The organism is Paenibacillus lemnae (assembly GCF_012933385.1).
Lineage (GTDB): Bacteria > Bacillota > Bacilli > Paenibacillales > Paenibacillaceae > Paenibacillus_AQ > Paenibacillus_AQ lemnae.
The window spans coordinates 434485-449387 of sequence record NZ_JABBPN010000001.1 but is presented as its reverse complement, the minus strand read 5'-3'; the positions used below and the strand labels follow the sequence as shown (position 1 = coordinate 449387).

Below are 14903 nucleotides of genomic sequence, written 5' to 3'. Positions count from 1 at the left end.
GCCGGTGCCTGTGCAGCTCCCGCCGCTGGCTGCGTGCCGCGAGGCCGCGGACCGGCGTCCGCCGGCGCCTCCCCGTCTCCCGCCGGTGTCGCGCTTGCCGCCGAGCTTGCATCGCCCCGCCGCTGGCGGCTGTCCGCCAAAGGCTGCATCACGCCCGCCGCTGGCCCGCCTGCCTCAGGCTGCACACTGCTAGCTTCAGCTCGCACCCGGCGAGCGCTTGGCCTGACTGCATCCTGCACTGCAGGAAATGTCCATGCGATAACATTGGCTTTTTCAGGTTCAGCCTGAGTTTGCTTCTCTAAGGCAGGATTCAACTTTTTCGGGGCCTTGCTCGTCATAGGTATATGAATTTGAAACTTGGAGTCTTTCATGTATTCTCCCTCCTGTGACTCTCTTCATCTTTTCAGTTCTGCTAGTTGCCAGCGGATACTGATTTATATTTATGAGAGTCCGCCAAATGATAGAACTCATTTGAGAGAGAACCTGAACCTTTTCAATTCTAACGGACACCAGATCCCTTAAGCGCATCATTTTAAATCAGAACCACTACGAAATCACAGAAATCTTGCAAAGAAAAAAAGGGCTGTCTCCTAAGATCTTAGATTTTAGTGGGGCGACCCATTTTATTGTTGTATGACGCGGCGTGCGAGCGGGGTTTGGGCCATTGTGTGTGGAAAACCACATACATTGCGCCATACCAGCCGGTTTAGGACCAATGTGTGTGGAAAACCACATACATTGCGTCATGCCGGCGGGGGTTAGCAAAAATCTTGCAAGAGTGCCGCTCCGTCGCGAGCATGTGCAAAGCACACCTTGGGTGCAAAAGTTAGTGAACGCAAAGTCCATCGACCCCTCGGCGCTTAATCGCCGCTTGAGCGGGCCGACTTGCCGACCGAGATGCTGCAGGCGGTATATATGGATCTCGTGGCGGAGTAAGCAGAAGTATGCCAGCTGCCGTGCCCCTTGAAGCGTCTGGGCAGACAGGCTGCCGTTGATGCCACGGTCATTACGTTAGGGAAAGTACGCGGAGAATGGACCTATATAGATTTGAATTTTTCTCAAAACAGAAGCACATAGGATAGGGCGACGTAAACAGCACGCCAAACAAAAAAAGAGCCCTGCCTATCGGCAGAGCCCTTCTGATATTTATGCCCAGCTTGGCTGAACCTTGAACAATTTGGTGTCCTCGGTTTCTTCCACTGCTGGTTTGGAAACTTTCTCCGTTTCGGTATCTTCTGTGGAGATGCGCCAGATGTCGGCACCCAGGCCTGTCAGCTTCTCGGCCAGATGGACATAACCGCGGTCAATATGGTGTGTACCAGTAACCTCGGTCGTACCGTCTGCAACCAGACCTGTCAGAATCAACGCAGCGCCTGCACGAAGGTCTGTTGCACATACCTTTGCACCAGTCAGCTTCGCTTCGCCTGATATAATCGAAGCCCGGCCTTCCACTTTGATATCCGCATTCATCAGCTGAAATTGTTCTACATGCATGAAGCGGTTCTCAAAAACCGTCTCGGTGATCACGCTGGTTCCTTGCGACACAAGCTGCAGCGCCATCATCTGGGACTGCATATCGGTTGGAAATCCCGGATAAGGCAGGGTCTTGATATCTACCGCTTTCAGCGGCTTATCCGAAATTACGCGAATACCGTTCTCGTCAGGCTGGATCGTTACACCCATCTCTTCCATCTTGGCAATAACCGGACCCAGATGGTCTGCGATTGCGCCTTCCACATATACGTCTCCGCCTGTAATCGCGGCAGCAGCCATAAATGTGCCGGCTTCAATGCGGTCTGGAATGACATGGTGCTTCACGCCGTGAAGCTTCTCCACACCTTCGATCCGGATCTCGCCTGTACCCGCACCGCGAATTTTGGCACCCATCCCGTTCAGATAGTTCGCCAAATCGACAATTTCCGGCTCTTTTGCCGCATTCTCAAGCGTGGTCACGCCTTCCGCCAAAGTGGCGGCCATCATTATGTTTTCGGTAGCCCCAACGCTGGCAACATCCAGATAGATCTTTGCTCCGCGCAGTCTGCCGTTACTTTTAGCCTCAATAAAGCCCTGGCCCAAACTGATTTCAGCACCCAGGGCTTCAAATCCCTTTAAATGCTGATCAATGGGTCTAGTTCCGATGGCACAGCCGCCGGGAAGCGAGATACGAGTACTTCCGCAGCGGGCCAGCAAGGGACCCATCACCAGGAACGAGGCGCGCATTTTCCGCACCCATTCATAAGGCGCTTCACATGTGGCGATGTTCGCCGCGTTAACGGTAATCACATCGTCTTTGTATGTAACCTCTGCACCTAAAGACTCTAATACCTTACTGATTGTCATCACATCGTCAAGTGGAGGCGCGTCAATAATGACGCTTTCTCCTTCTTCCCCAAGAAGAGAGGCAGCGATGATCGGAAGTACTGAATTTTTTGCTCCGCTGACTTTGACGCTTCCGGTCAGTCTTTTGCCACCGCGGACGATAAATTTGCTCATCATGGTTTCCCTCCGCGTCCATAATTTCCGTATTATAAATAATTGATTGCTTCTATGGTTCATCATTACTGAATGACCAACTTACATCATAGCATTGAAGTTTTCGGCTGTACAAGGTTACCAGGCACTATTTAAAGCAGCACTCGCGCCTCGCGGCAGCTCGCATCACTGGTACCCTGTTACCACGCTTGCACGTTTCTTGAAACAAGCGGCCACTTCATCTTTTTAACAAGTTCGGCTCCGAAAGGTTAACCACGCATGATACATATACAGACAATACAGATCATCAGCGGGTGAACGTTGTAGTCCGGAAGTCATAACGGTTCGCCCGGTTAAAATACTTATTGTCAGTGTTAACATAAAAAAAAGCGTTTATTCGACATTTGTCTCAAACAGCCTAACAGACATATAACCAAACGAGGTCTGTTTAAAACATAGTTAGCAACAATTCTAGAATATATATCGGATCATTTGGCTCCATATCAAATAGTCGATTAGAAAATCGGCGACAAAACGTCCTAACACCACGGCAAGCAGCACATGCAGCAGTCTGCCCTGGGGACTTTTCGGATTACGGATGACCAAATCCAGCTTTAATGTTTGCAAAGCCCACCATGCCAGTGCAATACAGATCAGAGTAACTACGATCGATATAAATCCATTTACGCCGACCGCACTGGTGACAGTGTTCGAAATGTCTTGATGATTCATACTCCCTCCTCCAAGCAACAGATGATATCGACCAAAAAGGACCGACCCTTCTATAATACTTGTCAGTGGCACAACAATCCAGTACTTTCTGGTCCCATTTTCATGGAAATAAAAATATTTGATCAATAGCGGTCATTTTCATGAACTTTTTGACTAAAAAAGACTGAAAACCAGTTCATACTGTGTTTTAAGCCCCTTGCCCTGTTTGAAAATGATGGTTTTCACACATTTACATTTCCTCTGAGTTAGCAAAACATATGCTGGTTTATCCAATTTTACGTATATACCTTGAAAGTGGTGTCCTGAAACAGCAAAAAAAAGCGGCTCCGCCGCAACTGCAGCTGAACCGCCTTTAATTAAAATTAATGTTTGATGCCGCCGGATACTTTAATCCGGTTCATCGCGCGCTGCAGTGACAGCTCGGCACGGCGATGGTCAACTTCGTCCTGACGGCCGGCGTTCAAACGGGTTTCTGCCCGTTCTTTTGCTGCTTCAGCACGCTCGAAGTCGATCTCTTCGGGTCTCTCGGCGCTTTCGGCCAAGATGACCACTTTGTCCTTACGTACTTCCACAAACCCGCCCTGCACCGCAAACGGTGTGACCTGGCTGCCGATTTTTACGTTAACCGGTGCAACCTGGAGCGGTGTCACAAATGGGATATGGCCTGGCAAAATGCCCAGTTCGCCTTCGATCCCGCGTACCGTAATACTGTTCACCTGCTCTGAGTAAACCAGGCGGTCCGGGGTTACGATTTCTAACAAAAAGGTGCTCACTTCCATCCCTCCTCACCGTTTTCCGCAGAAAACTCGTGCGGCAAAGGCTGCCCGCATCAAGGCGGACAGCCTGCCAATCACGGAGCGTCAGCTTACATAGATTTGGCTTTTTCCACGGCTTCTTCGATTGTGCCGACGAACAGGAAAGCCGCTTCCGGCAGGCTGTCGTACTTACCTTCCAGAATTTCCTTGAAGCTGCGTACCGTTTCTTTAACAGGTACATATTTACCCGGCATGCCGTTGAACTGCTCGGCAACGTGGAACGGCTGGGAAAGGAAACGCTGTACGCGGCGTGCACGGGCAACGATCGCTTTGTCTTCCTCACTCAGCTCATCCATACCAAGGATGGCGATGATATCTTGAAGCTCATTGTAGCGAGCCAGAATCTGCTTTACGCCTTGAGCTACATTGTAGTGCTCTTCGCCCACAACTTCTGGTGCAAGAATACGGGAGCTTGATGCGAGTGGATCCACCGCTGGGTAGATACCCATCTCGGAAATTTTACGCTCCAGGTTCGTCGTTGCATCAAGGTGAGCAAACGTTGTTGCTGGAGCCGGATCCGTGTAGTCATCCGCAGGTACATAGATCGCCTGGATGGATGTAACCGAACCTTTTTTCGTAGACGTAATCCGCTCCTGCAGACGTCCCATCTCGGAAGCCAGCGTAGGCTGGTAACCTACCGCGGACGGCATACGGCCGAGGAGGGCGGATACTTCAGAACCTGCTTGAGTAAAGCGGAAAATGTTATCGACGAAGAGCAGAACGTCTTTGCCTTCCTGATCACGGAAGTACTCAGCCATGGTCAAGCCGGTCAAGGCTACACGCAGACGCGCACCCGGAGGCTCGTTCATCTGTCCGAACACCATTGCTGTTTTGTTAATAACGCCAGAATCGCTCATCTCATGATAAAGGTCATTACCTTCACGTGTACGCTCACCAACACCTGCGAATACGGAGATACCGCCGTGCTCCTGTGCGATGTTGTTGATCAGCTCCTGGATTGCTACGGTTTTACCTACACCCGCGCCTCCGAAAAGACCGATTTTACCACCTTTTTGGTATGGAGCGAGCAGGTCGATAACCTTGATTCCTGTTTCCAGCATCTCTGCTTGTGTGGAAAGCTCATCATAAGCCGGAGCTTCACGGTGAATCGGATTACTCACTTCAGCTGCAACAACTCCGGCATTATCGATTGGCTGACCCAATACGTTAAATACGCGGCCCAGTGTAGCAGAACCTACAGGTACCGTAATTGGTACGCCCAGGTCAATTGCTTCGATACCGCGGATCAGGCCGTCTGTCGACGACATCGCGATACAACGAACCAGGTTGTCACCCAGATGGTTGGATACTTCCAAAGTCAGATCGATCGAGCGGTTTCCCTCGAGAACACCTTCAATCTTGATGGCATTGAAGATTTCAGGAAGCTGACCGCGTTCAAATTCAATGTCAACCACAGCGCCTGTAATGCTGACAACGCGTCCTTTGTTCATCTTTTTGTTTTCCCTCCTACCCGCCCGCCGTTATCCGGCGAACGATCATCGTAAAGCGGCACCCTAGTGCCGCATATGCGTTCAATCTATCGAGTTCATATCTATAAGTTCTGCTTACTGAGCGTCGGCACCAGCAACGATCTCCGAAATTTCCTGCGTGATTGCTGCCTGACGGGCACGGTTGTACGTAAGCTTCAGCTCGCCGATCAGCTTGCTGGCATTCTTCGTCGCCGCTCCCATTGCCGTCATCTTCGCACCGAGTTCACTCGCTTTAGCGTTCAGCATTGCACTGAAGATCAGTGTTTCTGCATATTTTGGCAGCAGAGCTTCCAAAACCGCTTCCGGCGAAGGCTCGTACTCATGACCAGATACACTAGCACCTTCACCGATATTTTCCATCGGAAGAAGCTGATCAACCTCAGGCGTCTGAGTCAAAGCATTAAGGAACAGGTTATAGCAAATATAAAGCTCATCAATTTGTCCGAGCTCATACTGCCGTACCGCTGCATTCGCGATGGACTTGATATCCCCGTATGTAGGGCTGTCAGACAAATCCGTCAGCTCTTCCACAATCGGAAGCTCACGGCGGCGGAAGTAATCACGGCCTTTACGTCCGATGACGAAAAGTGAATATTCATCTTTGGACTGATGGCGTTCGGCCAAAAACGTGGAGACTCTCCGCAAAATGTTGGAGTTGGATGCACCCGCGAGTCCGCGGTCAGAAGTGATGACCAGGTAACCGGTCTTCTTGACCTCGCGTTTCTCCAGCATGGGATGGCTGATGCCCTGTGTGCCGGCTGCAATGCTGCCAACCACTTCTTTCAGTTTCTCCGAGTACGGAAGTGCGGAGGTCGCCTTTTCCTGGGCTCTTCTGAGCTTGGCTGCGGCAACCATCTCCATCGCCTTGGTGATCTGCTTGGTGTTCTGGATACTTTTGATCTGCCGTTTAATGTCGCGTAATCCTCTTGCCATGTTTTCACCACCTCAAAACTTTGGCGAAGCCAAAGTTACTTCGTAAGCATGAACCTAGCTTTAGCGAAGCTAAAGCTAACATCGAAAGCATAAGCTTAACTTTGGCGAAGCCAAAGTTACTTCGTAAGCACAAGCCTTGACTTTGTAAGCATAAACCAAAGTCATATCCTATTATGATGAAAGAGGAACCCCGGCGCTTACTTCACCCGGCTCCCCTTTCATACCAAAAGCCGAGAGTTATACCGAAGCGGCAAAGCCTTTCTTAAACTGCTCGATTGCACTCTTCAGCGCATTTTCGTTGTCTGCGGTCAGATCCTTCGTATCCGTTATGGATTGAATGATTTCTGCCTTGTTGCTTCCCACAAACGCCAGGAATTCCTTCTCGAAGCGGCGAACGTCGGCAACCTGGATGTCATCCAGATGACCTTTAACGGCCGTATACAGGCTGACTACCTGCTGTTCAACGGACAGCGGCTGGTTGACGCCCTGCTTCAGGATTTCCATCAGTCTCGCACCGCGGTTCAGACGGGCCAGTGTGGATTTGTCCAGATCGGAACCGAACTGGGAGAACGCTTGAAGCTCACGATATTGGGCCAGGTCAAGTTTCAGACCGCCGGCAACCTTTTTCATGGCTTTAATCTGTGCCGAGCCGCCGACACGGGATACAGAGATACCAACGTTAATCGCCGGACGCTGACCCGAGTAGAACAATTCGGACTCCAGGAAGATCTGACCGTCCGTGATCGAGATCACGTTCGTCGGGATGTAAGCCGATACGTCGGAAGCTTGAGTCTCGATGAATGGCAGAGCAGTCAAAGAACCGCCGCCCAATTCGTCGCTCAGTTTCGCTGCACGTTCCAGCAAACGGGAATGCAGATAGAACACGTCACCCGGATAAGCTTCCCGGCCCGGAGGACGACGAAGCAGGAGGGACAATTCACGGTAAGCTGCTGCCTGTTTGGACAGGTCATCATAGATGATGAGTGCATGCTCACCTTTGTACATGAAGTACTCGCCCATTGCACAGCCCGCATAAGGAGCGATGTACTGCAGTGGAGCCGGCTCGGAAGCCGATGCAGTTACGATAATGGTATATTCCAGCGCACCATGACGGCGCAGGGTTTCTACTACTTGTGCTACAGTCGATTGCTTCTGACCGATCGCTACGTAGATACATTTCACGCCATTGCCTTTTTGGTTCAGGATGGTATCAATTGCAATGGATGTTTTACCAGTCTGACGGTCACCGATGATGAGCTCACGCTGACCGCGGCCGATTGGAACCATCGCGTCAATCGCTTTAATACCTGTCTGCATTGGCTCATGAACCGATTTACGGTCGATAACACCAGGTGCACTGCTCTCTACCGGACGGAAAGCTGCTGCTGCGATAGGACCTTTGCCGTCAAGCGGCTGTCCCAGCGGATTTACGACACGGCCCAGAAGCGCTTCGCCTACAGGAACCTCCATGATCCGTCCTGTACGTTTTACCTGATCGCCTTCCTTGATGTCGGAGAAAGGACCGAGGATAACGACACCCACGTTGCTCTCCTCAAGGTTGAGCGCCAATCCGAATACGCCGCTCTGGAATTCAAGCAATTCACCGGACATGGCATTCTCAAGGCCGTACACGCGAGCAATACCGTCACTTACTTGAATAACCGTTCCTACTTCCGAGACAGCGATATCGGATTTGTATTCTTCGATTTGACTTTTAATTAAAGTACTGATTTCTTCAGGTCTGATACTCAACGTTTTCACCCCTATCTTCTAAACTCTGAAAGATTTCTCAAGACGCTCCAGCTTGCCGGCCAGACTGCCGTCGTACAGCTTGTCGCCGATCACAACTTTCAGTCCTCCCAGCAGACTCTCGTCTACCACATTGTTCACGCGGATTTTCTTATGGGACAGCTGCCCGAACTCGGAAGCAACCTGCTGCTTCTCCTGTTCATTCAGCAGGTAGGTCGAATATACAGTAGCGTCAGCCATTCCCTGGCTTTCACCTTGAATTTTCACATAGCTGTTCAGCACTTCACCGAGCAGTTCAGCGCGACCTCTGTTCAGAAGAAGTTCCATGGTATTTATTACAGGCTCTGACACTCTGCCTTTTAATGTCTTACTAAGCACATCCATCTTCACGGATTGGGGAATGTTCGGAGTGGCGATGAATTTGCGGATATCAGGGTCACTATCCAGTGCCGTCACAACCGCTCTCAATTCTTCCTCCACTTCCAGACCCTTCTGCTGCTGAGCCGCCACTTCGAACAGCGCCCGCGCATACCGCTTCGCTGCTACTGTCTCCTGGCTCATGCTCTGCCCCCTACCTCTTTAAGGTATTGATCTACCAGTTCTTCCTGTGCCTGATCTTTCTTTACCTCACGGCCAATCAGCTTGGACGCAATCTGAACGGATACGGTGCCCAGCTCGCCGCGGAGCTCTTCGACAGCCTTGTTCTTCTCGTTCTCGATATCACGCACAGCTTCGGTTTTCAGGCGAATTGCCTCTTCTTTGGCCTGCTCCATAAGCTGTTCCGCTTGTTTGGTGCTGGTCTGTCTGGAACGTTCGATAATTTCCTGTGCGTCCTGACGGGCCTGCTCCAGCGCTTTCTTCTGATCTTCAACATAGGCTGCTGCCTGCTGACGGGTCTGAGCCGCTTCATTCATCTGGCTCATCACCAGCTCGCGGCGCTGCTCCATGATCGCAAACAGCTTGCTGAATGCAAATTTATGAAGAAGAAAATACAGAATAGCGAATGCAGCCATGGCCAGAAATATATTTTCCCAGATTATCTTCATTGAGGTCACTCCTTTCCACTATTGCGAGTTGCCACGCTTAACAAAACGAAGGCGCGGATGGCATCGGCCCTCCCCGCCAAACCGTTGTATTGATATTAAGAAAACATGATCAGGAACGCGATAACTGTTGCAGCCAAAGGAACAACCTCAACGATACCTACACCGATAAACATCGTTGTTTGAAGCGGACCACGAGCTTCCGGTTGACGAGCGATGGATTCCACCGTTCTGCTTACGATCATACCGTTACCCAAACCTGCGCCCAAAGCGCCAAGACCTACTGCAATAGCTGCTGCCAAGAATTCCATTGATAAATATCCTCCTTAAAATTGGTTCAAATTTGATGTTCGTATAATAGATCTCCTCAGACACCCATCCTCTAGCGGACAGCATCCTCAGAGGTTATTAATGTTCTTCGTGAATCGTGGTTTGACTGATGTACACCATGGTCAAAATAGTAAAGATAAACGCCTGGAGTGCACCGACAAAAATACTGAAGCCCTGCCAAATGGCGAGGAACGGAATACCCAAGATCCCCATTTTGAGAATAACGACGATCAGCACCTCACCTGCAAAAATGTTCGCGAACAAACGGATTGCAAGCGCGATTGGCTTCGCCAGGTTCTCGATAATGTTCAGCGGCAGAAATACCGGGAACGGTTCCAGATAGTGCTTCAGGTAATGCTTGCGGTTCAGCTTCAACCCGAGATAATTCATGAGGAAGAAGACGATAAGTGCAAGACCTGCAGTAATGTTCACATCCGCTGTTGGCGATTTCCACCAGAGTACATGAGCATAATGATCAGGTCCAATGCCTCGGGTAGCCTCAATGGTCTGTCCGAAGACGGTAAAGTTCTCGGAAAGATCCGTAATAACTGCAAACGGCAGGCCTAGAACATTCGCTACGAAAATGAACAGAATCAGTGTCAGTCCAAGCGATATGTACGCTTTGCCTTTCTTCAAATCCATCGCGCTTGCAACAATGCCCTGGACGAACTCGACCACCCATTCCATAAAGTTTTGCAGTTTGGAAGGGTTTTCGACCGACAGATTACGGACGGCCAGGCGACACAGGATAAATACGATCGCCGAGGTCACCACGAGCATCAGCACTGCGGAAAGATCGATATTGAATCCGCCTACATTAATAATCGGTGATTCATGCATGAATTAGTTTTCACCCCTTTCCAATTAGCTGTCATTAATTCTACTGCTTCCTCAAGCTAACCATAATGCTGACTGGAATGGTCAACAGCTGGGGGATGAATAATCCGGCAATGGTAGCACCAAGCGAAATCTGCTCGAACCTCGCCGCAATCATTACAATCAGAAACGCGATGCAAAGTCTTGTAACAAATCCAAAGCTGAATCGTTTGTTCTCCTGGCTCACCGCAAGCTCTGCCAGCTGCCTCACCTTGATGGAAAGAAAACGGACATTGATCAAACCGCCCATAACTCCCATAATGAGTCCGGCAAAGATGTCACGGTTATCGTCGTACACTGCCCAACCCATAAAGAGAAGGGATAACAGGAGCAGCGTCACTCTCGTAACAACGTTCACTATGGATGTCGTTAAATCATTCACGTTGCGCCCCCAGAAACTTTTTAATGAGAAGTGATATATTCAAAATTCCTAGGAAAAGCCCTGTCAAGGTTCCAATCGCCAGCCAGTATTTGGGCCCGTCCAGAACCCCCATAAGCCATCTCCCTGCAAAAAAACCAATAACGATGTAAGCAGCCAGCATTCCTCCGGCCCCGCCAATATAAAGCGCAATCATCCAAGGGTTATCTTGACTATTCGGATTTTTCATACATACCTCTCTAATCCCAACTCATTTTACTGAATAATAGAAGAGTTTGTCAATGAATGCATATCAGTGAATTTCCTTATTAAATCGGCGTTTCGGGCACTTGGAATGCCCGGAACACCGCGTCAACCGTACAGTTCAACTGTATGCTGTATTGATTGGTCCCAGCCTGATTTTTTTTATTCCTTTGTGAACATTGTGTGAAATTCGGAAGGGCGCTCAGTTTGCAGGCCAAAATGATGCAAAATCGCGCTTACAATCCGTTCAGAAGCATGACCGTCTCCGTACGGATTCGCCGCCTTGCTCATCGACTCATACAGCTCATGGTCGCTGAGCAGGCTCTTGGCCCGATTGTAAACATTTTCTTCATGGGTCCCTACTAACTCAAGCGTTCCGGCATCCACACCTTCAGGACGCTCTGTCGTATCCCTCAGCACCAGCACCGGCACTCCGAACGACGGCGCCTCTTCCTGCAGGCCTCCGGAGTCTGTCAGAATGAGGTGGGTATGTCCATAGAAGTTGTGCAGATCCACAACATCCAGCGGGTCGATCAGCTGAATGCGGGGATGGCCGCCTAAAATCTCATATGCCGGTTCCAATACGGCCGGGCTAGGATGAACCGGATACACAATCGCGATATCCTCAAACTCATCGGCCAGCCGTTTCACGGCACGGAATATGTTGCGGTGCGGCTCTCCCTGGGATTCACGGCGATGAGCTGTCATCAGAACCAGCCGCTTGCCTTGGGCCCAGTCCAATACCGGATGGGTGTAATCCGGCTTCACCGTATATTGGAACACATCCGTTACGGTATTGCCGGTTACATAGATGGAAGACTCTTTCTTGTTCTCACTGCGCAGATTGCCTGCGGACAGTGCTGTCGGCGCAAAGTGAATGTCAGACAGCACGCCTGTGAGCTGACGGTTCATCTCTTCCGGATATGGAGACAGCTTGTTCCATGTACGCAGTCCGGCTTCCACATGCCCTACCTGAATTTGCTGCAGGAAGGCGGCATAGCTGGCAAGGAAGGTCGTCAGCGTATCCCCGTGAACCAGCACGATATCCGGCTTGGCCTCACGCAGTACGGGCTCCAGTCCTTCCAGGACTCGTACTGTAATTTCGTTCAATGTCTGGCGGTCTTTCATCACGTTCAGGTCATAATCCGGCTCTATATTGAATACATCCAGCACCTGGTCCAGCATCTGGCGATGCTGCGCCGTTACGCAGACGATGGACTCAATCTGCTCCGGGTGACGCTGAAGTTCCAGAATGAGCGGTGCCATTTTGATCGCTTCCGGACGAACACCGAAGATGGTCATCACTTTAACTTTGGACATTTGGTCTAACCCCTCTTTTTCCACTGTGTTTCATATCCACGAATATAAAACGCATTTATTTGGTGCCGTACAGCCGGTCTCCCGCATCGCCAAGTCCAGGTACGATGTACCCGTGGTCATCCAGTCCCTCATCGAGTGCGGCTACATAGATATCTACATCCGGATGCGCTTCGTGTACGGCTTGTACACCTTCCGGTGCAGCAACGAGGTTCATCATCTTGATCTGGGTACAGCCGCGTTTCTTCAGGACATCAATGGCTGCAATGGCTGAACCGCCGGTTGCCAGCATCGGATCAATGACGATGAGCTCACGCTCGGTCACATCCGTAGGCAGCTTGGTGTAATACTCTACCGGCATCAAGGTTTCCGGATCCCGGAACAGGCCGACATGACCTACCTTCGCTGCCGGAAGCAGCTTCACGACACCATCCAGCATGCCAAGCCCTGCACGAAGAATCGGAATTAGTCCCAGCATGCGTCCCGAAATGACTTTGCCTTCGGTCTGCGCTACAGGGGTTTGCACCGTGAGTGACTCCAAGGAGATGTTGCGGGTGATTTCATACGCCATCAAGGTAGCCACCTCATCCACCAGCTCGCGGAAGTCTTTCGTGTTGGTCTGCTTATCGCGTATGAATGTCAGTTTGTGTTGAATCAAGGGGTGATCACAAATCACCAATTTTCCCATGTTAGGTCCCTCCGGTTGATTACAATATGTTATTCAATATGGGCTGTATATTTAAGCGGGCTCCATAAATCCTGTCTATTATATCACTCCCGGGGTGGATTTTACACCTGCACAGGTCATGTTTCTTGCTGTCTTAAAGCTGGGCCGTTCCAGGACCGTCCCAAAAGATCTCATCGCTGAAGATAAGCTTGATTTTCAAGCTTATTTTTCTCCTTTTTCTCGCTGCGAGCAAAATAAGATTGAAAAACAATCTTATTCTGCCTGAAAGTCTCAGTATAGATCAGAAATGCGTGTGATATGAAAAAATAAGCCCGAAAATCGGGCTTATTTAGACTATTGCCTCTATTTTTGTAAATATAAGCTTGAAAAACAGTCTTATTGAAGGAAGCTGGGATAGTTCGCCCAACTTTGCTGCATCTGATACGTATCACCCAGAAGCAAGGGCAGCCGCCACTTACGAGAGACAGCCCCGCCTGTATTTCAAGATCCAGCAAGAGTTTCCTGCCGAATACTAGTACTAGTACTAGTACTAGTACTTAAGTTCAGGGTACAGCGGATATTGATCTGTCAGCTCGGCCACCTGGCGTGCTGCTTTGGCCAGTGTCTCTTCATCCTTCGGCTGGCGAAGCGTCATGGCGATGATTCTACCGATCTCTTTCATCGCTTCCTCATCCATACCGCGGGAAGTAACCGCTGGTGTACCGATCCGGATACCGCTAGTAACAAACGGGCTCGTCGGATCAAACGGAATCGCGTTTTTGTTTACAGTAATGCCGATGGAATCCAGTACTTTTTCAGCATCTTTACCGGTAATGTCCATGCTGCGTGTATCCACAAGCATCAGGTGATTGTCAGTACCGCCGGACACGATATTCAGGCCTTCAGCTACGAGCGTTTCAGCCAGCACACGAGCGTTGTTAACCACTTTTTGGCTGTATTCTTTAAAAGAAGGCTGCAGTGCCTCACCGAAAGCTACCGCTTTGGATGCGATAACGTGCATCAGCGGTCCACCCTGGGAACCCGGGAATACAGCTTTGTCGACGGCTGCTGCCCAAGGTTTTTTGCAGAGGATCAATCCTCCGCGCGGTCCGCGCAGTGTCTTGTGCGTCGTTGTTGTTACAAAATGAGCATGTGGAACCGGGTTCGGATGCAGACCTGCTGCTACCAGACCGGCGATATGAGCCATATCCACCATCAGCAGAGCACCTACGTCATTAGCAATAGAAGCCAGCTTTTCGAAATCAATCGTACGCGGATACGCACTCGCACCGGCAACGATCAGACGAGGACGATGCTTGAATGCCGCTTTACGGACTTCATCATAGTCGATCAGGAACGTGTCTTCCTGTACACCGTACGCTACAAAATTGTACAAAAGACCAGACGCATTCACCGGGCTGCCGTGAGTCAAATGACCGCCATGCGCCAGGTTCATACCAAGGACGGTATCACCAGGCTTCAGCACAGCCAGATAAACGGCCATGTTGGCCTGAGCACCGGAGTGAGGCTGCACGTTCGCATGTTCTGCACCAAACAGTTCCTTCGCACGGTCGCGTGCCAGGTCTTCCACGATATCTACGCGCTCACAGCCGCCATAATATCTTTTGCCAGGCAGGCCTTCCGCATATTTGTTCGTCAATACGGAGCCCATAGCCTCCATAACCGCTTCACTTACAATGTTCTCCGATGCGATCAGCTCGATGTTGCTGCGCTGACGCTTCAGCTCCAGATCCATCGCTTCCATTACAGCAGGGTCTGCCTTGCGCAAATGTTCCATCATTTTGATATCCTCCCTAAATTCCTATTGGTATATGTGGTAAAGTCTTTGTCAACAAG

At 50.3% G+C, this 14903-nt stretch carries 15 protein-coding genes and 1 pseudogene; all 16 read right to left on the bottom strand.

Features of this window, described 5'->3' with window-relative positions; genetic code table 11:
• Nucleotides 1-371 (bottom strand): annotated as a pseudogene (locus HII30_RS02025) (hypothetical protein); the annotation flags it as partial.
• A 775-nt stretch (nucleotides 372-1146) separates the two neighbouring features.
• Complete coding sequence (murA, locus tag HII30_RS02020; protein ID WP_169503241.1) at nucleotides 1147-2493, bottom strand: UDP-N-acetylglucosamine 1-carboxyvinyltransferase; 1347 nt, start codon at nucleotides 2491-2493, stop codon at nucleotides 1147-1149.
• Between the two features lie 450 nt (nucleotides 2494-2943).
• On the bottom strand, nucleotides 2944-3204 hold the full coding sequence (locus HII30_RS02015) for a DUF1146 family protein (RefSeq protein WP_169503240.1): 261 nt from the start codon (nucleotides 3202-3204) through the stop codon (nucleotides 2944-2946).
• A gap of 362 nt (nucleotides 3205-3566) precedes the next feature.
• Nucleotides 3567-3977, bottom strand: a complete 411-nt coding sequence (locus HII30_RS02010) for a F0F1 ATP synthase subunit epsilon (protein ID WP_169503239.1) — start codon at nucleotides 3975-3977, stop codon at nucleotides 3567-3569.
• A gap of 92 nt (nucleotides 3978-4069) precedes the next feature.
• Nucleotides 4070-5470, bottom strand: coding sequence for a F0F1 ATP synthase subunit beta (gene atpD, locus HII30_RS02005; RefSeq protein WP_169503238.1), 1401 nt, complete (start codon nucleotides 5468-5470; stop codon nucleotides 4070-4072).
• A gap of 114 nt (nucleotides 5471-5584) precedes the next feature.
• Nucleotides 5585-6442 carry an ATP synthase F1 subunit gamma gene (gene atpG / locus HII30_RS02000; RefSeq protein ID WP_169503237.1) on the bottom strand — a complete coding sequence of 286 codons (858 nt, stop codon included), beginning with the start codon at nucleotides 6440-6442 and terminating at the stop codon, nucleotides 5585-5587.
• Between the two features lie 237 nt (nucleotides 6443-6679).
• Entirely contained in the window at nucleotides 6680-8194 is a 1515-nt protein-coding gene (gene atpA / locus HII30_RS01995; protein WP_169503236.1) for a F0F1 ATP synthase subunit alpha, read from the bottom strand.
• A gap of 18 nt (nucleotides 8195-8212) precedes the next feature.
• On the bottom strand, nucleotides 8213-8752 hold the full coding sequence (locus HII30_RS01990; protein WP_169503235.1) for a F0F1 ATP synthase subunit delta: 540 nt from the start codon (nucleotides 8750-8752) through the stop codon (nucleotides 8213-8215).
• Complete coding sequence (gene atpF / locus HII30_RS01985) at nucleotides 8749-9237, bottom strand: F0F1 ATP synthase subunit B (protein WP_169503234.1); 489 nt, start codon at nucleotides 9235-9237, stop codon at nucleotides 8749-8751. The genes HII30_RS01990 and atpF overlap by 4 nt, the downstream gene beginning before the upstream one ends.
• Nucleotides 9238-9332: 95 nt before the next feature.
• On the bottom strand, nucleotides 9333-9545 hold the full coding sequence (gene atpE, locus HII30_RS01980) for a F0F1 ATP synthase subunit C (RefSeq protein ID WP_006213098.1): 213 nt from the start codon (nucleotides 9543-9545) through the stop codon (nucleotides 9333-9335).
• Nucleotides 9546-9642: 97 nt separating this feature from the next.
• Nucleotides 9643-10404 carry a F0F1 ATP synthase subunit A gene (atpB, locus tag HII30_RS01975; RefSeq protein ID WP_169503233.1) on the bottom strand — a complete coding sequence of 254 codons (762 nt, stop codon included), beginning with the start codon at nucleotides 10402-10404 and terminating at the stop codon, nucleotides 9643-9645.
• 40 nt (nucleotides 10405-10444) lie between these two features.
• Nucleotides 10445-10822 (bottom strand): ATP synthase subunit I, encoded by a 378-nt coding sequence (locus tag HII30_RS01970; protein WP_169503232.1) that lies wholly within the window; start codon nucleotides 10820-10822, stop codon nucleotides 10445-10447.
• A complete protein-coding gene (locus HII30_RS01965; protein WP_169503231.1) occupies nucleotides 10815-11048 on the bottom strand; it encodes an AtpZ/AtpI family protein in 234 nt (77 codons plus the stop codon). The genes HII30_RS01970 and HII30_RS01965 overlap by 8 nt, the downstream gene beginning before the upstream one ends.
• A 176-nt stretch (nucleotides 11049-11224) precedes the next feature.
• Nucleotides 11225-12382: a non-hydrolyzing UDP-N-acetylglucosamine 2-epimerase gene (gene wecB / locus HII30_RS01960; RefSeq protein WP_169503230.1), complete on the bottom strand. Its 1158-nt coding sequence runs from the start codon at nucleotides 12380-12382 to the stop codon at nucleotides 11225-11227.
• A 55-nt stretch (nucleotides 12383-12437) separates the two neighbouring features.
• Nucleotides 12438-13067 carry a uracil phosphoribosyltransferase gene (upp, locus tag HII30_RS01955; RefSeq protein ID WP_169503229.1) on the bottom strand — a complete coding sequence of 210 codons (630 nt, stop codon included), beginning with the start codon at nucleotides 13065-13067 and terminating at the stop codon, nucleotides 12438-12440.
• 529 nt (nucleotides 13068-13596) lie between these two features.
• Nucleotides 13597-14847 carry a serine hydroxymethyltransferase gene (gene glyA, locus HII30_RS01950; RefSeq protein WP_169503228.1) on the bottom strand — a complete coding sequence of 417 codons (1251 nt, stop codon included), beginning with the start codon at nucleotides 14845-14847 and terminating at the stop codon, nucleotides 13597-13599.
• Between the last annotated feature and the right edge of the window lie 56 nt (nucleotides 14848-14903).